Genomic DNA, 20293 nt, shown 5'->3' on the forward strand with positions numbered 1-20293 from the left:
ACTCGCTCTGAACTCAGCTTCGCAAGCGAGCAATAACAACGATGTAGCTACGCGCCCGATTGAGGCCAACACCTTTGTAGTAGGTGCTCAGGAGCAATGGGTCAACCACAGCACAAACCCAGCCATCCCTCGAACCCTGCCTGAATAATCCTGTAGTGCATACGCTTTTTCTAGCCCTGGCAGGCCATCAGATTGATCTTATCAAAGAGGGTAATTGGACCAACATGATCCGACATCGTGTTGACTTGGCAGGTGGCCACTACTCTCGAGGTACCCCAAGATCTTTTGCCCAATCGACTGGCCATAGCCTGTATTTTAAGACCGCGTCAGCAAGCTGGTATCGCCATTTAAGAGCGCGCGGTTGAATCGCCCCAGGGGGGGCGCACATCACCTACAGGTGCAGGCCACTAGGCCGTCCTCGTCGAGATTCGGCCGAGCAATCCTTGGATCCAAAATATCTTTCAATTAAAACCGACTTCGGGCTAATCTGCATCAGTAATGGCTCCATGCCATCCTCAGAGATAGATCGTCGAGAAAATTAAATTGGATATAAAAATAGTTACCGTTTTACATCAAGGCGATGAGAAAAAAGAATACATTGTGCTTCAAGCATTAGATAAATGCAATTTAAAGCCTTATATGATTCTTGATAACACCTACGACACTGATGGAGTCGCGAGCAATAAACATCGCCACGTATTTAAGTTCCCTGACTGGACAGTTGAAAAAAATGAGTACATTTTTCTAACCACCAAGCCTGGCTTAAACAAAAAAGGGCAAACTAATACGAAGGAGCCCGCCAGCTATCTGTATTGGGGTTTGAATAGCCCTGTATGGAATCAAAGCGGAGATAAAGTTCATTTAGTAAAAATTACAGATTCAACCGTATTCAACGTGCCAAGCGTAGTCTAGTTTTTCACTCCGAATCAATCAAACCTCGTGGGCAAGGTTTGATTTTTTTCAGAATTTACGTAATTTTTTCATCGTGTGCATTGATGGTAGATGCGAATACTACAAGGAGAGTTTCTTGACCGCAAAAAAATTTATTACGACGATCAAACAGATTCCTGTTGGCCAGGGTGGATTCCTCATAGGCCAAATAGAGGATGAACATTCACGAATTTTCACCTACGCTTTCGATTGCGGCTCGATCAATCGAGAGCACTTCGAACAAGGGCTGAAGATGTGTTCGCTTCAAAAAATTGACATACTATTTGTATCACATTTAGATGTGGACCATGTAAGTGGAATTGATGCACTGGCAGCACAGGTGCAGATTGACATGGTCGTTCTTCCCTGTCTGGACGCTCTTCACCTCACAATGATCGCATGTGAAGCAGCAGGAAACTCTACACTTCGATTGTCGACTCAGTCGTTTTTGACAGACCCCTTTGGATGGTTAGTCGATCGGGGGGTCAAGGAAATCATTCAAGTACAGCGCGCAGACGATACACTTAATGTAATTCCTTATGAGCCTGATCCAGAAGGGCAACCCGATAGCATTATAGTGCCCGTGCCCGAAGGCGGTGACCCGAGTCGCCCATACACAATCAGATCAGAAATGGTAGAGGAAGCTAAATCTGTTCGTTCAGGTGCCGGTACTGTCCGAACACTCGGGGAACATACATCGATCTCTGTGGAGGTAAAGGGTAAATCAATTCCTTCATGGCTGCTCGTCCCTTATGTGCATCCATTTCCCAAAGAAGCTATCGCGAGCTTTAGAAGAGCTGTAGGAAAACAGTTTCCTCATACATTCGCGGGGCGTTCACTGGCATCAAAAGCCTTTACTAAAAAACTGATCCAGTTGTTAAGTGACAAGGCAAGCTGCGAAGAATTGAAAGCTTGCTACTCCATCATATCAAGAGATCACAATAAAATCTCACTGAGTCTGTATTCAGGGCCTCAAGCTCACAAAAACAACTTGAAAATCTCTCGAACCAATAAAAACTTCGATTGGCCATTCCCTAAGCCTTATCAAATAATTCACTCGGAAGATACACTTATAAGAAAAAACGGTGGTGCGTGGATTTGTACGGGTGATGCAAATTTAAACCAGCGCGGTACGAGATCGGCGTGGCTTAAGAGGTTCGGCAAGCTCCTAAAGAATGTAGATGTTTTTATTTTGCCCCACCATGGCAGCAACGATAGCATTCACGATGAGGTTATCAAGAAACTAAATAACTCAGAGATGATTGTTTGTGCAGCAGCCGGTCGTGAAAAACACCCCCACAATTTGTTGCTGGGTCGGCTGCGCAGTTACGAAAGCAGCCTTTGGCATGTTTCGGAGAATCCTGAAAGCGGTTTTACATTAAAGGTATCTTTTTCAGTTTGAATATGGTGAAAGGCGCTCACGGGGTGATCACCGGACTCCCTGAGCGCTTTTTTCTCACTACGAACAACCTAATCCCCATGAACAGTATTCGTTACGTGCTTTCGAACCAAGCTTCAACAAAAAGCTGGCATCACCGAATCCCGACAAGCTTCATACATCGATAATGCATTGAAATCGAAATTCAACAACACCAACAGCAGGAATCGAACGTTTTATTCGTATCAACAGCCCCCACCCGCCCGTTGAGCTTTCTCAGATTAATAACGCAACGGCCCTTGATCTGAATCTGTACCTCACGCTCATCCCGCGAGCTAGTCGCGTCGTAACCAGCCTGTCTTGCGCAGTGCAAATTCAAGCCTAGCGTCCGCACATGATGTCACCGTCGAACTTTCTCTCTTACGAGATTGATCGCAAGCCGAGTTTGTAGTGGTCAACTAATCCCGGACACGACGTTAAGTTTTTTCTCGGCCTGAGCCGGTGGCAGCCCACCATTAAATTGGTGCGGTCGAATCCAGTTGTATCGGTGCATCAAAAAATGGCTGATATCCCGCTGAGCTTGTTGGACCGTCGTGTAGCCCATGGTCGGTATCCACTCGGTTTTCAGGCTCCTGAACACCCGCTCCATCGGCGCGTTGACGCTCCTATGTCAACAAGATCGAGCTGAATCGGCTAAATCTGCCAGGATCAAAGGGTATAGCTCCCTGACGATATAGCGCTTTAAACAGCGCTGGATTTCTTTGGAAGACAAACCTTCAGCACTACGACGGGCGACGTAGCTTTGGGTTTTGGGATCACCTCGCATGCGTACCATCGCAATGGTCCATAGGGCGTTGTTCGCAGACCGATTCCCACCTCTGTTTAAACGATGTCTCACCGTTTTACCCGAGGATGTCCGGTTTCATTAGACCACTACAATGAGCGCCGTCTGTGTTTGCGAAACCGAGAGGAACTTTACATCCATATCTACACCACCTTTTTCTATTGATCTAAACTCGGCGCACTTCTGAGAGCGTCAGGACAGGCGGACGGCTCGTGCAGCAACCGGAAAATAGAGCCATCGCTGGCTCACGGGCTTGCCGGTTGCGCTGAGAAGGGCATGGCCATAGGATTCTAGCTGTGGCCCATGCAAGGCTATCAGGTCGTCGTCTCTGGCTGACCCCACGGGGTTCGACTTGTGGTCCACCAGAATCCAGCCGTCTGGCAACTCCACCAGCAAATCGATGCGGCCCCGGATACGAGTGCCGTTCGGGCCATCTGCTTCGATGGGTACCTCGACGTAAACGGGACAGTCGGGCCAGCGCTTGGCTATCCAAGCTTGGAACGCTGAGGTCTGGGTGCACACGGCATCCTTATCTACAGAACCAGCCACGGCCCAGGTCTTCAGAATGCCCTCGACGTCAGGGGGAGAAATACCGCCAAGCACGCCTGCGCGTGCGATACATAGATGAAGCGCCGTGCCCAGCGATGCCATGTCGGGCTTGCCTGCCAGGCTTAGCCGAACTCCGACGGCGTCGGTCTCGACAACCGTGAATGCACCGCCCGAAGCAGAGCTCGGTCGGTGCCACAAAGGTTCGGCCTGCACGCGCGGACGAGTTGTAAACCAGTGGCAAGCCTCCGGGGCTTTGGCAGGTGGCTCCGTTGAGCACTCATCCTTGTTCCAAGACTTAGATAGCCTGGAAAGCTGTTTGCCTTCGGAAGTCGTTATTATTTCTGAGTCACCGAACAACAGCTCGGCTGCACCTTTAATCTCGCCGACCCAGGCGCGGCCTGGGCCTGACCTGCGCACGAAAGATAGTGCGACGTTCATGTCACGTGCACGGGTCAGGCCCACATATAGAAGACGCTTGTTCTCCGCCAATGCCTCTGCCTGCATGGCTTGGCCAGTTACGCTGGCTTCGGCATTGAGTGCGGCTTGGGGCTGGGACCGCTTGCCCCAGCTCTTTAACCAGCAGTGGACGAAGCGGTTGGCGAGTGGCTGCTGCGGGTCGAAGTCTCCAACTGTCCTCGCGCGCACGCCCCAAAGCGAAGTACGTGCTATCGCATCGAGGCTTGTCAGCACGACGACTGGCCACTCCAGTCCCTTTGCCCCGTGATAAGTGAGAACCGAGACTGCGTTGTCTGCTGAAGTTGCCCGATTATCATCCTCTTGGCTAGCGAGTTCGTCCAGCCAACGAAGCATGCCGCTAACCGTCGCTGGCCGCTTCGCGGCGACGCACTCGTCCTCGAAAGTCTTTCCGAGCTCGACCAGTGCCTCGACGTTGGACATCCGGTTGCGGCTCTCGTGGGGGGAAGTGGACCATTGACCGACCAGTCTTGCTACTTGGGACTCGGCAGCAGCAAGTCGCAGCACTTCCAGTGGCGTCAAAGCCATTAGCGTCGGACGCAGTGTTTCCAATCGGGCAATTAGTTTATGGGCGCTATCGCCCGTCGTGAGCCACTCGTATGGCTTGGCCTCGTCCGTTGCGAGATGCTGCAGCCTGTCTGCAAGCCAGGTTTCGATCGGAGTGCTGTCAGCCAGGGTTAGAACCAGCGCGGTGGCGACAGTGTCGGTTGGGTCGCTCATACGCCTCAGGCAGGCCATGACATAGATGGCTTCGGCAGTTCCCAATAAGCCGGAGCGTGGGCTGGCTGACGGGATGCCCCAGTGGGTGAGCGACGTAACGGCAAATTCGACCTGGTCGTTGTAGCGACAAAGCACTCCTATATCACCGGACTGAATCGGACGGAGCTCCTTGGTGTCCTTGTCTTCGACCTTGGCCCCGGACTCCAGCAGCTCGCGGATGGCCTGGCCAAGACATAGGTAATCCGAGTCGTTTCGGCTGCTCTCGAAGTTCCAGTTCAACAGCGCGGGCTGGTCCGGAATGTCCTTGCGCAGTGGCTGCAACCGAACCTGTTCGGGCGTCAGCTCGGGCTCGAACGCAGAGATGAATAGACCATTAGTGAGCGAGACCAGGCTTTCGTTGGAGCGCCTGGAGGTGTCCAGGACCTTCCCTAAGATTCCGCCCCAGCCCTTGATGGCGTTGAGAACGCCGGAAATGAGGCTTGCGTCAGTTCCGCGGAAGCCATAGATAGCCTGCTTGGGGTCGCCGACCCACACCGACTTCTTAGCCAGCTTGGCCAGCTCGATGAAAAGCGCCAGCTGGAGAGGGCTGGTGTCCTGGAACTCATCAACCATGATGAGATCCAGTTCTGCCGCCAAGACTTCCCGGACAGATGGCTTTGTCCTCAACGCACGTAGCAGCAACACCTCTTGGTCGCTGAAGTCGACGGCACCCAGCGCCTTCTTAGCCTGCTCGTAGGCATTGAGAACGTCGGCGGCGAGGTTGAATATCTGGTCAAGGTACTGGCGGACTTCGGCATGAAAGGCCGGGTGAGACTCGTGGACCTGCGCTGCGGATTTGACTGGCGCCACGATATCTCTGACCTTGGCGCCGGCGTCAAATCCGGCTGCGCCGATCCAGTCGGGCCAGCACCAGCGGCCTTCACGGAAGAGTCGATCTAGCTTCTGAAGTCCCTCTAGGCCTTTTAATAGGTTGTCTGCAACTTTGGCACCGACAGCTTGCTGCTGTTCTACGTATGCCGCTACCCCCTTGTGTGCTTCGGCCAGCGCAGTCGCCAATGCTTCGGTTGGGTCCAGCCCAGTAGCCGGAGCAGGCCAATTCGTGAGCATCGCGTCCGCGTTCTGGGAACCCATCACTCGAAGCTCCTCCGGTCCAATATCGTTGTCGAGCGCGGCCTTAACGACAGCCTCAACAGTCTTGGACCAGTCCGCCTGCTCAATGCCGAACCGCTCTGTGAGCCGAACAAGCTCCGTTTGAGCGTCGGCTTCCATCGACTCGGCAAGTGTAGCTTTGAGCAGTCTCTTGGATTGACCTTCGCCCAATACAGTCTGATCGGGAGACAGGCCCAGCTCAAAGCAGAAACGCTTGAGCATCTGGCCGCAAACGCTATTGACGGTGCCCAAGCGGGCCTGGCCGATAGCTGTGGCCAGGTCTATACGTCCATTTTCAAGCAGCCAGGAGCGGGCGCGTTCGCGCAGCTCGGTAGCGGCCTTCACGGTGAAGGTCGTGGCCAAGATGGCGTGAGGGCGCGCTGTGCCCGATTCGAGAGCTTGAGCGAGTGTTTCGGTCAGCTTGTAGGTCTTGCCACTGCCGGCGCCTGCACTGATGAATTCGATGCTGTTCATCATTTCCAGCCTCCCAGCAAGATAAGGTGGTCTCGGTCCCATTTGTTTGGACCGTTGACCGGAAGGGTTCCCTCAGGGCCTTGGAACTCGTCACTCGGATCTTCCGGAACGACTTCGATGGTCCCCGCATCCAACTGCTGTTTGCGCCACTCCCACGTGGTGCGGGCACGGTCTAGTAGGTTGGAGACGGTTACGCCGTCGGGCGGTCTTCTGACTTGCGCTTTTGGGAAAATGTCGGCAGCGGTGATGTACAGTCCGCCGCTTTCTAGGATGAAATAGCCAAGCGCGGCGGGTGCGACACCGCTTGTTTGCTCTATGAGGCTGGAGTAGAGCGCCAACTGTAGGTGCTCACCAGAGCGAAGCAGCCCGGCGTAGTAGGTATCGCCTCTCCACTTTATGTCCAAGGCGACAGTTCGCTTGTCACCAAGCGTGACCAAGAGATCAATTTTGCCGATCAGCGGAACTGCTCCCAAGGTTCCTCTGAACTCCACTTCAGTCTGAACCTGAATGGCACCTGCGAGCCTGAGGTGATCGAGGAGACTCCCTATGGCTCGTTCGCAAACCTTCCGGAAGTGTTGCTGCGTTACCCCCGCACCCTGCATAAGCAGTACAGCGCCTTCAGTCAGCAACAGCGAGTCGGCTTCGGCGCGGAACCAAGCAATGGCATCGGCGTTTGACCAACTCAAGGCATTGTTGTGCGCGAAGAGTTTCTCGAGCACCCGATGAGCGAGGATGCCCAGCAGGCGGTTGCCCTCATCAACCCCCAGGACTGAAGTAGGATCTAGCTTCGCCACTCGTTTCAAAACGAATAGAGCCGCGTCATTGAAGAGCTCGTTGAGCGTAGTAAACGACTGTGAGGCGTCGCCGAGCTGCACGGGATGAGGGAGTTGGATGTGTCGTGGAATAGCGGGCAGCGCCTGAGGTGCAAGCACCTCGGCGGTTACCCCGAGAAGCGTGGAGTTGAGTGCAGTGTCCAAGTCAAGCGAAGTGGACTCGATATCCGGTACGAGCTTCTTAATAAGCTGGCGAATCGGATGTATTTCTGTACCAGGAGGAGGGCAGACGATGATGAATCTTTTTCTCGCGGCAAGTAGTGGCCGCAGCCACTTCAGTGCTAACGACACGAGTTCACGCGCCGGGTCTCGCAACTGCACACCTGATTGAGTCAGAGCGTTCACCTCGGCAGGAGACCAAGGTAGAGGCGAGGGCAGGGCAGGCGTCGACGGCATCCACCAGATCACTTCATCAGCTGCTTCGATGCACGCGGCTGCCGTACTGGTCGAGCGCATGCAACCAACTTGGGAAACCGCAGTGGGGTCGGTTGCTCCGGCGGGTGTGGCGTGGGCAACCAACTGCTCAACTTCTCGAGGCAATAGCGTAGCCATACCTTGCCGAGCCAGCTCGATTAACGCTTCTTGAACAGCCGCACATTGGCTATGCGCCGCAACAAAGCTTGCCGCGTCAGCGGGCTCACCTGAGAGGCGACGCCGCATAGCCTCCTGCATCCGATCGACACGAGCAATCAGTGCATCTAGCGGCACGCCAACTGTGCGTGACCAGCGCTCTGACTCCAGCCAGAAGGTGATTTCATTTGTCACTTCCTGGGCATCGTCACCTGCAGCGATCCTGTTCTTGACCGTCGTCCAAGCTTCGCCGCCTATCCCGGGTTGGTTGGCGACAGCGCGTGCGAGCTTGCTTCTCGCAGCGCGACTGAATGGGCCGACCGGATGGGTCAGGAAGTCCAACAATCGGTTCATGTCCACTGGGTCCCAGCACAGCTCCAATGCAAGGGATAGAGCCTGAAGGGCTGGGCGGAGCTGACTAGGGCGTTCGAACCCGCAGTTGACGTTGCCAGTCACGGACAGCGATACGTCCAACGAGTCTCCAGCCTCCTCGGCCAAGATCATTCGGTCTTCGGGCATGTGCGCGTGTTGCATGCTTAGCCAGTGTTCGGCAGTAGTGGCTGCGAGGGTGTGTACCAGCAAAACGCTCCCGTCGGTCTGCACGGCCAAACTCCCCGCAGAGCCTCCGTTCAGTACGGTCAGGGCGTGCTCCTGCACCTCGCGAAGTTGGCCTGCTCCCTGTGGTTCAGGAAGGCGAACTTCAACCTCGGGCAGGTAATCCAACACCTGTTGCCAGAGGCGCGGGAAGTCCTCCGGCGGGTCAACCAGGTGAACTGACTTGATGGGACCAGGGCCGGAAGCACTCAGAGTGTATATCACCAGATGCAAGCGTTCGGCCTCTCCTGGCGGTAGAGCTGCGAGAGCGGCGTTTTCGACGGCTGCAAGGTCCTGGATTCGCGGTGGGTGCTCCGGGTTCGCGCAACCGTCCCAGCCGCCAAGCCGCCACTCGTCACGCCAAGCAAGGAGGCGCGCGGCCGTACCGATACTGTCGACTTTCAAGGACTCACTGTAGAAGCGCGAGCCGTTGTCATTGGCCCGCAGCAGACCAGAGTAGATGGTCACGCGTCTGGCCGCTGAGGCTTCTGGCGCGCTTAGACCAAGGTAGGTCTCCAGCAGTGACAGAAAACCGAGGCGACCGACTATCGGGCTATTGAAGAAGTTCGTTGGGGACGGTCCCTGACGGGCATCCAAGAAAAGGCCAAAAGTGATGTGCATGCTGCGCTGACTTCCTTGACGGCAATCGAATGCAGGTGTCCTATTGCATCTTGTTCCCCTGCTCCTAGTCGACAAGACTAACCGAAAGTCAGCATTCGCGTACCGTTATTGGCCTCTGTTTGACTGATTGAAGGAGCGCCACCACTTGGCAACCATTTACTGCAACCTCGCAAGAAATATCGGTTTTCCGTCACGCACTGGGCGCCGTTCGCTCTGGATGAATCACCGCCTACAAGCATTGGCTGTGGTGGTTACGCACTAGAATGGAAATAGCACGGCCTATTCGCGCAGACTGGAACGCGTGCAAGTTGCCAGCACATGGCTTACCTCGCCCTGGACTGTACGCAGAGCGGGCTGAATGAGCATGAGTTCGAACAATCTTGCGCCTCACTATAATAAGATGTGAAACCAGCCGGGGAGTGGAGCCTAGCCACATGGAGAAGTACACGTTTATTGATCGGTATTTTCACAGCCAGCGCGAACTGTTGGACATCAGGCATTCTGAAGAGCGGGACATCAACACGCTGTTTACCTACCTGAATAACCTCCACTCTACGGCTGATAAGCTGCTTGAGCTATTCAACTGCAGCATCAAAACTGCTCCAGAATTCAAAATACTCCGGCTTATCAGAAACTATTTTCACCATGTCGACGACGTTGACGAAATTCGTCTCCGTGTCAAGGTCGAGGAAAATGTTCTCGTTAGCCATTCGCAACACCTTCTAATACCACTAGAAGTGCTCGCAAAAAGCGTGAAATCATTTATCGATAACACGATACCTGACGAAAAAAACAAAAATTACAAAGCCAAATTGCGATTCATTCAAAGGGAAATGAGTAATATCGCTGAGATCTTCGACTACGCCGCAAATCTCACGAAAGACCTCGAAATGTTCTGCCAAAAGCCTAGCCTAAGGCTTGACGGAAGGGTCTACGAACTCGGATTTGATATGTACAAATTCGTTTTCAACATTACGAATACTATTGCAGACAAATGCCGAGAAATCCCAGAGCTACGCGAAAAGAAGGTAATCCTGGAGCTCGATTGGTCTTATCGCGCTGAAAACAACATTGGCAAACACGACGTTTTTTGCAGCCCGTCCAACGTACCAATCACCACCACCGAAGGCTTCGTATACGCTAAGGACATTGATCTGGTTCGTTAACTTGCTTGCTGTGAACCGCCTGCGTTTGCAGCCCGCGGAAGCAATGCGCTGGTTCGACAACTCACTGGATTTTCAATCGCGGTTACCAACCCCTCGAAATTTGGTGGTGTCGGCGTACGCGGAAGGTTTCATCTACCTGTTCCGCACCGACGCTTCTGCGCTGACATTCACTCGTATTGTGGCGCAGTGGCAAAACACGATGCGCCCGTTATGCCGGCTCACTCTCATTGGCCTGTTCCTGGCCAGTGGCGGTTGCTTCTTGTGGTTTGTCTTCCTACAGCTGAAGATTCTCCTGCCGAATCTGCTTTGAGTTGCTGTCTGACGAAGTCTCAGCGGCAGGCAGTGAGCCTGCCGCATCAAACTCCCAAGCAAGAACCTAATTCAGGCTTGAGGGGAGGTTGGAGTGGGCGGTTTGACCGGCTCCGCCTCACCAGCCCGAGTCTGTCCACTCCGGGTTTTATCAATGCCCCACACCGCCTTCGCGACCTCCTCAATTTTCGCCACGAACTTGTCGACGTTGAAGCCGGCTATGAAGGCCAGTGCGAAAAATCCAATTTCGCTTGCTCCGGCGTTCGCGGTCGACTCCAGTACCAACAAGCCTGCCTTCAAGAAGAGGTAGCTCACCGCACCGGCGATTGTGCTGGTGATGGGGCGGATGAAATACCAGACGTGCCAGTCCGGATCCCAGCGCTTGTGGACGCACTTGTTGAGGTAAATCGCACGGAAGCAGTACAGGGCACCGCCAACGTAGGCGATCGCGCCACACATCAACGGCACTCTCAGAGGCCTATAGGGCTCAGAAAGCCAACCCAGAGCCATCGCACCGATGGAGTAGGTCGCGAAGACCAGAAGTGCCAGCAGATAGATGATGATGACGATCGTCAGATCTGTCTTTGGCTTGGCTGAAGTGGTTTCACTCATCTTCTGCTGACTCCTTGCGAGCATTCTCAATCCGAAGCATCACAATCTGCTGATGCTCACTGACCGGGTCGCCTGGCTTCACATTCAGGTTCAGCCGGCGGTTTAGGTAATACAACTGTGGCTTGCGAGCTCTGAGCCGAGCTTCGCCATTCACCATCTGGTAATCGTGCTCGATTGCTTTTTGCTTTTGTGGCGGGTAGCTCGGATTCGGGCCGATCACCACATCGATGAAGGTCTCCCATTCAACGTCCTCTGGCACCTCTGAAGGAGGGGCAAACGAAGTCTTCAGGGCGTTGATGCGACCTAAAACGAAATCCTTGAATATCCCTGACTTGAAGCAGAAGGCGCGGGTGTGCCAACGAAAGCCGTCATGGGCGAACGATGTGGGGAAGATAGTCCGAACAGCTGGCTCGTCGAAATTGGTCATTGATCGATAGTCGACGTCCACTGCCTCGCCTGCCTGGAGCGCCCTGATGAGCTTGATCAGGATCTGTTGATCAACCTGCCTCATGGGAGAAGGTAGGTTCGCCACTGGGGGCGCCCAGCCGATGAAACTATCCGTTGGGGCGATATTGCCTATGCCACGCTGCTGTAGCTCATTTAGATAGTGCGCTGGATCCGGGTTGGTCAAGACGGGTTTGAAGTCAGGGCCTGCCACGTACGCTTTCAGCGTTCGGTCATAGGCCATGTTGTCAGGAGCGAGTTCTTGATAGGTCGCGAAATCCAATGACGCTTGAGGAACAGAAATCCCAAAAAAAATGGTCAGGTCTGAGCGATTGAGTTTTCGCTCCCACAGCAGCCGAAAATCTATAAATTCAAGGCGGCGTTCCTGGCCCCAGCGTCCGGTACGAGTAGCGGTAGCAGTCATCTGAAATCAGCCTGGTAGGTAATTGGTATAAAAAATATTCGAATAGTATCTAGACGGGTTGAGTTTCTATACGTATCTTACAGTATCTGTAGCATTTCTCAAAGATGGCCCAGTGCCCGGGGAGGGATATATGGCTGCCAAGGTGACGTTTTTTCAAGTGGGTACCGGTGACATGACGTTGATCCGGTTGGCCGATACGTTGGTCACCACCATTCTGATTGACTCGCGGATCCGCCAGGCTGCGGACAACCCAGACGATGACACTCCTGACGTGGGCAGGGCATTGCGAGAGCGGCTGCAGTGGGATGCCAAAGACCGCCCATTCGTCAACGCCTTCCTATTGAGTCATCCTGACCAAGACCACTGTGCAGGCCTGAGAAATCACTTCTGGCTTGGCGATCCTGCGGACTACCCTGACGACGGCAAGGATCGTTGGGAGAGGCGGATTTTGATCCGTGAAATGTGGTCGTCGCCTCTGGTATTCCGTCGGAGTTCGAAGAACCACATCCTCTGTGACGACGCGAAAGCTTTCGATAAAGAAGCGCGGCGGCGAGTGATCTACTGGCGCAATTATCGCATTGCAGGTGATGGGAACCGCATTCGCATCATGGGCGAAGACAACCAGGGGAAGACTGACGATCTTGGCCCAATCCTGGTTAAAGCCGGTCAGACTTTCAGCCAGATCGCAGGTGAAAACCTTCCGCAGTTTTTCACCTCGCACCTGCTCGCACCGGCACCGCATGAAGATGATGCGGATCTTGAAGAAGACCTGACAAAAAACGAATCGAGCGTGATCATGAATATTCAGATCTCGCCGTCGGCTTACTCGCAAACCAAAACCAAATTCCTTGTTGGCGGTGACGCTGAGGTATTGATCTGGGAGCGGATGTGGAGTCATTACGAGTCCACGCCCGAGGTGCTTGAATATGATCTGCTCCTAGCTCCGCACCACTGTTCCTGGCACACGCTTTCGTGGGACAGCTGGTCGGGCAAGGGCGAGAACGCCAAGGTAAGTTGGGATGCCCGTCAAGCCCTGAGCCAGGCACGCAATGGTGCAACGATCGTTTCCAGCAGTGTTGAGATTCTCGACGATTATTGCGATCCACCCTGCATCCGGGCGAAGCGTGAGTATCAGGGCATCCTGGACGAAGTTGATGGTTGGTTCTCTTGCACTGGGGATCTCGGTGAGAAGGCTTGCATGGACTTCGAGGTTCGGTCGGATGGTAAGGTCAAACTGCTGGCCGTTGCTGCAGCGCTTGCTGGAGCTGTACCGAGTTCCGTAGCGGCGTCGATTCCGCCACGCGCTGGCAAGTTCAAATGATCGATTACTACGAGCTCGGTGAGGTTTTGGACTGTGCAGATGAGGATCACCTCTATCCCCATACCCAGGCACTCCTCAAAGCTTTACGTGCTTGTCCCTACACCGATGTTCGAGAAATCAGGAAGGACAAACCAGGGACGATAATCAGCGAATACATTGTCATCGATGCCGGCGACGGTACAGTGGATTCGGGTAATCTCGGAGGAGTCAGGCGACGCGAGCGATTGGCGGTCGGTGTAAACCCCGACTTCCGCGTGCCGGTAGTAGTCTACACGCTGCGCAAAGACTTCCCTGTGCTGTCGCACCAGCATCCACCTTCCATAGGCGGGGCTAGGGTGCTTTGTCTGTACGACAGCAATTGGTCGACGGTCGAGCGAACCTGGACGCCGGAGCGTTTCATCGCTCGAATGTTCTGGTGGTTGCGAGAGTCTGCTCTGTTGAAACTGCACCGGAGTGATCAGCCGGTTGAGCAGCTTTTTTACATGAGCCCTTACCAGCTTATCCTGCCTTCCAACTATACCGATTACGCAAAATCGGGTAGCAACACGTTGACCATTTGCAAAGTGGATGTAGGTGACTCGATCATCTTGAGGGCCGATCCCACTCGGCCAGGCGACCAGTCGAAGCTGGTCAGGATGGTCTCAATGGTGGTCAATCCTGTGGGATCCCCAACGTTGGCTCGCTATCCAGAGACCTTGGGTGATCTGCATGATCAACTCGTAAGCTGGGGCAGCGACCTCTATCAGTCGCTTCATGCGACCGTTTACGACGCCATTGAAGGCGGTGTTTCTGCTGCTCCCGCCCAAGGCCAAGGTGTACTCATTACTGTCTGGATTCCGCGCGTACGCGACGGCGAGGCTGAACGCTTTGACGTAGCTGGGTACATGCTGGACGTCTCTCTGTTTGACCTAGCAACGGCCCTAGATATGCTAGGCCCCCCTGATTCGAAAGGGCTGAGTCACCGTAGCGTGATCCTCGGTGGAGCTGGCAGTATTGCCTGGCGATTGATCCCGCTCATGTCGGTAGAAGTTCGAAGTGCTCTCACAGCCAAAGTCGCTCGTGATCTATCGGGCACCCCTGAGGAGAACAGTGACATCCAAGGCGTCCTGGCCGGGGTGGGGGCGTTAGGTAGCGTGTTGGCTGATCTATGGATTCGCCAAGGCTGGGGGCGATGGACGTTCATAGACCCTGATCGGGTGCTGCCTCACAATTTATGCCGCCATGTGGCGTTCGATTTATACATTGGCCGGCCAAAGGTCAACGTAGTGAGGGATCTGGCTGTAGAAATCTTTCCGAACTGGGATCCACCCAAGGCAATTGCCAAAAGCATACTTGAGGATACCGAGGAGATCGCCTCGTCGTTGAGCGTTGCCCAAATCTTGGTGGATGTAACGACAACGTTGGAGGCACCACGTGAGCTCGCCCGTAGACCGGAAGCTCCCCGCACCGTGAGCTTGTTCGTTACACCTTCAGGTCTCTCAAGTGTGATGATTCTCGAAGATCAGGACAGGCTTCGGCGCATTGACGGTCTGGAGGGACAGTACTACCGAGCGATACTGGAAAACGAGTGGGGTCATCAGCACTTGGCCCAGCCTCTGGGGGATCGCTGGGTGGGCGGTGGCTGTCGTGACATTTCGGTAAGGATGTCGGGTGAATCTATTCATGGTCATGCAGGAATTCTTTCCAGGCAGCTTCGGCAGTCAGTCGCCAAGTCGCAGGCAAGGATTTGTGTCTGGGAATCAGATGACCGATCCGGATCAGTTACCGCTCATGAGATCGACACCGCGCAAGTGCATACTGCGCAATCATCTGGCTGGACGGTGAAGTACGACGAGTCACTGGTTCAGAAATTGTACACCGCTCGACAGAAGGCCCTTCCGAACGAAACGGGTGGCGCAATCCTCGGCGTCACGGATCTCAAAACGAAGACGATTGTCATTGTTGACGTTCTGCCGGCACCGCCGGACAGCGAGGCCAGTCCGAGCCATTTCATTAGAGGGCAAGAGGGCCAGGCAGAAGCGCTGGAGGTAGTACACAAGCGTACTGCTGGCATGGTGGATTATGTGGGCGAATGGCATTCGCATCCCGACGGTTGTCCGGCTCGCCCGAGTGAGCTCGACGAGAATTTGCTGAGTACCCTGCATAGGCAGATGAGCGTTGAAGGATTGCCAGCGCTGATGGTGATCGCTGCCAAAGGTGCTGTAGGGATCTTTGTGTGTTGATTCACCAAGCACCCAGGCCCACTGCTCGTCAGTAGCCATGAGATGAACCTTTTGGCTAATAGAGGAGGCAGTGGGATGATGCCTCCCGCCGTCGGGGTAGAAATCGTATTTTTCTCTATCGGGCGAACTCTGGTGGGGGAATGCGTTGACGGCGTGATCCAGCAGGTTTTCTCATCACCCCTTTCAAGCGCTCAGCAGGACCTTCTAACTCGGACGGCGACTGAATCGCCCTGCGTTTTGTAGATACCTCGCTTCCCTAAACTGAGGCCGAGTACGAGGAGCCCTCAGCAAGCCGCGTCTGGTTGAAAACACAACGGCGATAAAAGGGTGAATACGAGGGAACGTCTTATGAGAGTTCAGAGCAATACAGCAGAAAGGCAAAAGCCCGGTCGTTACCGGGCTTTGCAGATCCCTCAAGGGGAGGTAAAGCTGAAGTGCCTCAAGGGCTACAAGCCAAACTCTACGAGCGGTTGGCGCTCATGTCAACGCTCTGCGTGTAGGTCGAAGTAGTTAGGATATGTGTACCGTAATGTGTAGTCGTCAGAGCTGAGACAGTCCTGTCTAGCACTGTGGGCAGGTTACCATGCCGCAATCTGTAGTCGATACGAAGACTACTAATCTTATCTATTGGGTGTTTCTCAACGGTGCCATAACTGACTCTACGTCCAGACCGTTCATGAGGCAGTTGTGTGCTATCACTGACAGAGCCTCGAAAAGCTTGTCTCGCTGTATTGCCAACGCAGCGTTCTCCGCTTGAAGACTTGCAATACGCTCTTCGAGACTCCTGCGCCGGCGGGCACCATCCGGATCCCTCCCGCTTTCCCTCATTTGAACAACACGAGCGGCCTCAATTCTGTCTCCACGGTCACCTCCTAGCGTAGCTCGGCTTGTCAGGCCCAACCGGCGCTGCACCTCCGGTCGGGAAATGGGAGCGATCTCCACTCCTGAGCTAATCATCTGGGCGAGGAGAGCGTCTATTGCTTCGTCAAGAGTGCCGCCCCTCAATGTCTGTCGTCGTGCCATAGTTGCCCCTAGTCATCTGATACCGAACTGTGTCGTTTGTCCGAGTCCACAACCGTGATTGGACGCCCGTTTGGAAACACGCGTTGCACACCTCCATTGGTATCGCGTGCAAGGACAGATTTTAAATTCTTGAGCTTGTTTTCCTGGTCTGCTAGCCATACATCGCTGCCTGCCTCCCCGGTGCCTGCGTCGCGCATGATGGATATTGCCTTCGTCAGATTCTTGGCTTGTTTTTCAAGGTTGACCCGCTCCGATGGAGTGCCCATCAGATGTAGATGCGAGCAGCCATTCCAGCATTGAAGATGCTTAGGGCAGGGGGCCTGGGAGAAATCGTGGATACAACCTCCGAAAGGGGTCACATGCAGCGCCGTGGCGTGTACGGTGAGGAATGCTTCTGCAGTTGTTGTACCTTTATCTGATAGCAAAGCATGGTAACTGTCGGTCAAAACGCCATGAATGCGCTTATCTCTTATGGCTGTATGTAGAAAGTCGAGGCGCTCGTGATAGCTATTGAACGCCAGAAACTCATGATTGGCAGCAGTGTTTTCTTCAATGCTCGTATGTTGGTAATAAACATTCTGGTCGAGGCGTTTTCGCCCCAGAGCCAACGCTTGCTGAACATCGCTCATACCGGTCAAGTGGTAAATTGTGTTCCGCCAGTGTCTAGGTTGGTGGCTTGTTAGCCTAATCGGAGTTCCATCGGATTCGGTTAATGAACGACGCGAAAAAATGGACGTATATTTTTCATCGTCACCTAATGCGTGATTGATATCCCCGAGGGTGACCCGACGCGGTACCGCACGAAACACATTCGCCTCACGTCCACCGAAACGAAATTGGCCGTCGAAAGCGATGGCAAGCGTTTCGCTGGTTCTAAGTACGATACGAACCTGTCCCCCGACATTTTCTGTCAATGCCGCGTGCCCACGGAGCCTCGGGACGATCAGTCGCTCAATCTCCCCGGCGACGTAACGTCGCTTTAACGACCTTCCTCGCTTTTCATCCGGTTCATCGTCAAATGGATAGACACCGTTGCGTGTGAGAAAAAGGTATAGATTTCTGCTTGCGCTTCTTGCTTCGCTAAAACCTAGCCAGTCCAAGACCTTTGCATCGGAGATCACTGACTGAGGGGGGTAGCTCCAAATACGTCCTGGGTGGAGTTCTTGCCAGGCGGCAATTTCTCGTTGTTCATTGGTTAGCGTTTTTAATCGCTCTACTGCGCGCCTGGCTAAAGGAATGTCGCTTTCAGCCAGCCAATGAACACGGGATTGAAATTGCTTTTCCGCGAAGTACCTAATTCCGCATTCGACCAGAGGCTTGCCATGGGCATCGACAACTACTTCTCCTGTCGTCCCTTTGATCGGCCTTTCGACCCAACAATAATAGGGTATTACGGCTACTTCGTTACCCCGTTGCCCAGTCGCTATCAATAAGTCGATCACTCGCAGCAAAATTTCTTCGCCGTCACTAAGTGGGTTGTTCGAGCATAGTGCATATGCCTCCATCGCCTCACGAGAAGGTAATCTATCATCAGATTTACGCTGTTTTACCGCAAGATCAGGGTCGTGCAATGAAATGTAATCGTGTCGGCGTTTTTCTGGTTTTGCATCATGCTCAAAGTGGATGGCGAACTCGGTTAATTGCAGATTATCAATCGTATTCGCTATTACTTGGAGGTGAGAGATCGCGTCATAGAGATTCTTGTAGCCGCTCTCACGGAGAAAGCCTATGACTCGGTCGAAATCGCCTCGCGTCAGGAGTGTGGGGTCGGATACGCCGCGCTCAAACAGGGTGTTGTACAGCCGTCGAACAGCAATATTGTATGCAGCCACCATCGAAAACTTCAGGCTTCTGGTGCGTTGTAAATACACAATTAGAGCCTTGCTAAAGTCTTGGAAAGCAAAGGGGAGTGGGCCCTTCGGCGGTGCAGGATAACCTGTCTTTTCCAGGGCTTGTCGGTGCGTCTCAAACGTAAGTGCATGTTTGTTAACATCCCTTTGCGGCAACCAATTTCCGATACCCCAGAATGATTCTGCCCATGGTGTTGAAATCGGTAATGACCGAAAAATCGCTTTCTCCTGTGCAATAAAGCTTTCGAGGCTCAGCCTTGCCCTAGACAGCGTCATCTTCGGCACCCTCCGTGTGCCGCCGGCAGCGTTCGATCGTAGCGCTTACTGCCAGGATGGTTGTCTGATGCTGGGCGAGGGGCCGGTTGTGACTCAGATCACCGGCTCGTTCTGCCATATCAATGAACCGTTGGGCCTCCCGCTGGAGCGCATCCTTTACCTGCTCGTGGTGGCCGTCAGCAAAGGGGTGGAACTTCTTGCAGGTGTAGCACGCGTATATAGGGTTGTAGGGACAGTGGGTATGAACGGGCAGGGCGCAGGCACCAATATCGCCTATGTATTGCGTATCAATGACGCCGCGGACGGCTGCTTCAGGAGCCGCATCGCGGCGTTGGACGATTTTCCCAGTTAATAAGCTGCGCATGATGCGTTGATAGGCCGGGCTCTTACCCAGTGCTTTCTCTTTGATCCGGGCAATGTTAGGGGTGGCCGTTACGTAAGCACGCGCTGCAACCGTGCTGTTGTGACCGAGCAGTTCGGCAATCATGTCTGCTGGAGTACCCTGATCCGCCAAGCCTTGCCCGAGGTGATGACGCAACAACATGGATACCTGATTCGGCCTATCTATCCCAGCTTCACGCAGCTCGTATTTGAGGCCTGTACCGATTTCAATAACCGAGAGACGCCTTCCACAAGGATTGACAAATAATGGTTCACAGTCGCTACCAAAACGGCGTTGAATTTCTAAAACGTGGTGTGAGATTTTCTCACCCAGGCGGGTGGTTATCTTGCGGGGGCGCCGCTCAGGTCTGCGCTGGCCGACTTTTTTGGCCATGGGTAACCACAGGGTGTAGTACTTCTCGTGATCAGCGCTCTCAATAAATTCAAAATCAGCAATGTCGAGCGAATGAAATTGAATCGACCGAGGTGCGAGTTCGAAACCCAAATGAAGCACTATATTAAACTGAACATCCTCCCAAGAGTCAGATTTGAGTTCTCGCTCAATGCGTTTGAGTAATCGAATTTCCTCATCAAGCTCTAAACCAGACTGCGAGAGAAAAATTCGAGCATACGGGTCAACACGATCTGACTTTACCTCCTTGATTTTTAAATATGTGATTGGATCGAAGCCATTGATTCCTCTATCCATTGCCCAACGATAAAGCCCTCGAAATCCTACCAGTACTGTCCTCGTTTTTTTGATTTCTTCGAGAGCAGTGATTAGTTCATGTGTGGCCCAAGGAAGTCCGACCGCGAGATTTGTACCAGGTAAAAATCGAAGGGTATCCGCGAACATTGCCGCAGTTCGAGGTGCATATTTCTCAAGTGCATAAGCCATAAAGCCTTTGCCTATTTCGATTAGCTCTGAATTCAACTGGATCGCAGTCCAATCGATTTTCATTGCAAGTCCACCGTCGTACCATGTCCACACCTTCAGCCGCGTATCGACGTAGCGTGGCTGGTCATTAGTACGAGTTCGAATTGCAACGTAAGCGGGCCCCCTGAACACGTAAGCTGGCAAAGAGGAGGGCGGTGACGCGTGTTCTTGATCGGCTGATTTGGTCACGGC

Annotated in this window: 12 protein-coding genes and 2 pseudogenes; 6 read left to right on the plus strand and 8 right to left on the minus strand. The window is 53.6% G+C overall.

Annotation, left to right across the window (positions count from 1 at the left end; translation table 11 throughout):
* Positions 1-543 precede the first annotated feature (543 nt).
* Together AC4PS6_RS19930 and AC4PS6_RS19935 are read left to right on the plus strand one after the other, a co-directional pair.
* On the plus strand, positions 544-912 hold the full coding sequence (locus AC4PS6_RS19930; protein ID WP_155766395.1) for a lamin tail domain-containing protein: 369 nt from the start codon (positions 544-546) through the stop codon (positions 910-912).
* 115 nt (positions 913-1027) lie between these two features.
* Positions 1028-2332: a ComEC/Rec2 family competence protein gene (locus tag AC4PS6_RS19935; RefSeq protein ID WP_155766396.1), complete on the plus strand. Its 1305-nt coding sequence runs from the start codon at positions 1028-1030 to the stop codon at positions 2330-2332.
* A 430-nt stretch (positions 2333-2762) separates the two neighbouring features.
* Here AC4PS6_RS19935 and AC4PS6_RS19940 read toward each other — a convergent pair.
* The 4 genes and pseudogenes from AC4PS6_RS19940 to AC4PS6_RS19955 form a co-directional block, all read right to left on the minus strand.
* A pseudogene (locus AC4PS6_RS19940) lies at positions 2763-2966 on the minus strand (integrase core domain-containing protein); the annotation flags it as partial.
* Positions 2967-2978: 12 nt separating this feature from the next.
* Positions 2979-3221: pseudogene (locus AC4PS6_RS19945) on the minus strand (transposase); the annotation flags it as partial.
* A 123-nt stretch (positions 3222-3344) separates the two neighbouring features.
* Positions 3345-6521, minus strand: a complete 3177-nt coding sequence (locus AC4PS6_RS19950; protein WP_479551463.1) for a UvrD-helicase domain-containing protein — start codon at positions 6519-6521, stop codon at positions 3345-3347.
* Entirely contained in the window at positions 6518-9136 is a 2619-nt protein-coding gene (locus AC4PS6_RS19955) for a PD-(D/E)XK nuclease family protein (RefSeq protein ID WP_155766397.1), read from the minus strand. Before AC4PS6_RS19955 ends, AC4PS6_RS19950 begins: the two co-directional genes overlap by 4 nt.
* A 434-nt stretch (positions 9137-9570) precedes the next feature.
* Here AC4PS6_RS19955 and AC4PS6_RS19960 point away from each other — a divergent pair, with 434 nt between their 5' ends.
* Together AC4PS6_RS19960 and AC4PS6_RS19965 are read left to right on the plus strand one after the other, a co-directional pair.
* A complete protein-coding gene (locus AC4PS6_RS19960) occupies positions 9571-10302 on the plus strand; it encodes a hypothetical protein (protein ID WP_160049574.1) in 732 nt (243 codons plus the stop codon).
* Between the two features lies 1 nt (position 10303).
* Positions 10304-10612, plus strand: a complete 309-nt coding sequence (locus tag AC4PS6_RS19965; RefSeq protein WP_155766398.1) for a hypothetical protein — start codon at positions 10304-10306, stop codon at positions 10610-10612.
* Between the two features lie 71 nt (positions 10613-10683).
* Here AC4PS6_RS19965 and AC4PS6_RS19970 read toward each other — a convergent pair whose 3' ends face one another.
* Complete coding sequence (locus tag AC4PS6_RS19970; RefSeq protein WP_050572377.1) at positions 10684-11223, minus strand: hypothetical protein; 540 nt, start codon at positions 11221-11223, stop codon at positions 10684-10686.
* Positions 11216-12091: a BrxR family helix-turn-helix transcriptional regulator gene (locus AC4PS6_RS19975; protein WP_069076003.1), complete on the minus strand. Its 876-nt coding sequence runs from the start codon at positions 12089-12091 to the stop codon at positions 11216-11218. The genes AC4PS6_RS19970 and AC4PS6_RS19975 overlap by 8 nt, the downstream gene beginning before the upstream one ends.
* A gap of 130 nt (positions 12092-12221) precedes the next feature.
* Between AC4PS6_RS19975 and mblB the strand changes: the two genes are divergently transcribed.
* Both mblB and cap2-3 read left to right on the plus strand, forming a co-directional pair.
* Positions 12222-13412, plus strand: coding sequence for an anti-phage 6A-MBL system MBL-fold protein (gene mblB / locus AC4PS6_RS19980; protein ID WP_069076004.1), 1191 nt, complete (start codon positions 12222-12224; stop codon positions 13410-13412).
* Positions 13409-15634, plus strand: a complete 2226-nt coding sequence (gene cap2-3 / locus AC4PS6_RS19985; protein WP_069076005.1) for an anti-phage 6A-MBL system cap2_3 protein — start codon at positions 13409-13411, stop codon at positions 15632-15634. The genes mblB and cap2-3 overlap by 4 nt, the downstream gene beginning before the upstream one ends.
* A gap of 1031 nt (positions 15635-16665) precedes the next feature.
* On the opposite strand, the gene AC4PS6_RS19990 is transcribed toward cap2-3, so the two are convergent.
* Positions 16666-18783, minus strand: a complete 2118-nt coding sequence (locus AC4PS6_RS19990; RefSeq protein ID WP_492180940.1) for a hypothetical protein — start codon at positions 18781-18783, stop codon at positions 16666-16668.
* Positions 18770-20290, minus strand: a complete 1521-nt coding sequence (locus AC4PS6_RS19995; RefSeq protein WP_492180941.1) for a site-specific integrase — start codon at positions 20288-20290, stop codon at positions 18770-18772. The genes AC4PS6_RS19990 and AC4PS6_RS19995 overlap by 14 nt, the downstream gene beginning before the upstream one ends.
* Positions 20291-20293 lie beyond the last annotated feature (3 nt).

Source organism: Pseudomonas sp. DW-iso17 (assembly GCF_058725345.1).

Bases quoted from the DNA above. Each gene is read 5' to 3' on its own strand.
- AC4PS6_RS19950 (WP_479551463.1), bottom strand. From the start codon at position 6,521: ATGATGAACAGCATCGAATTCATCAGTGCAGGCGCCGGCAGTGGCAAG.
- AC4PS6_RS19955 (WP_155766397.1), bottom strand. From the start codon at position 9,136: ATGCACATCACTTTTGGCCTTTTCTTGGATGCCCGTCAGGGACCGTCC.
- AC4PS6_RS19960 (WP_160049574.1), top strand. From the start codon at position 9,571: ATGGAGAAGTACACGTTTATTGATCGGTATTTTCACAGCCAGCGCGAA.
- AC4PS6_RS19970 (WP_050572377.1), bottom strand. From the start codon at position 11,223: ATGAGTGAAACCACTTCAGCCAAGCCAAAGACAGATCTGACGATCGTC.
- AC4PS6_RS19975 (WP_069076003.1), bottom strand. From the start codon at position 12,091: ATGACTGCTACCGCTACTCGTACCGGACGCTGGGGCCAGGAACGCCGC.
- mblB (WP_069076004.1), top strand. From the start codon at position 12,222: ATGGCTGCCAAGGTGACGTTTTTTCAAGTGGGTACCGGTGACATGACG.
- cap2-3 (WP_069076005.1), top strand. From the start codon at position 13,409: ATGATCGATTACTACGAGCTCGGTGAGGTTTTGGACTGTGCAGATGAG.
- AC4PS6_RS19990 (WP_492180940.1), bottom strand. From the start codon at position 18,783: ATGACGCTGTCTAGGGCAAGGCTGAGCCTCGAAAGCTTTATTGCACAG.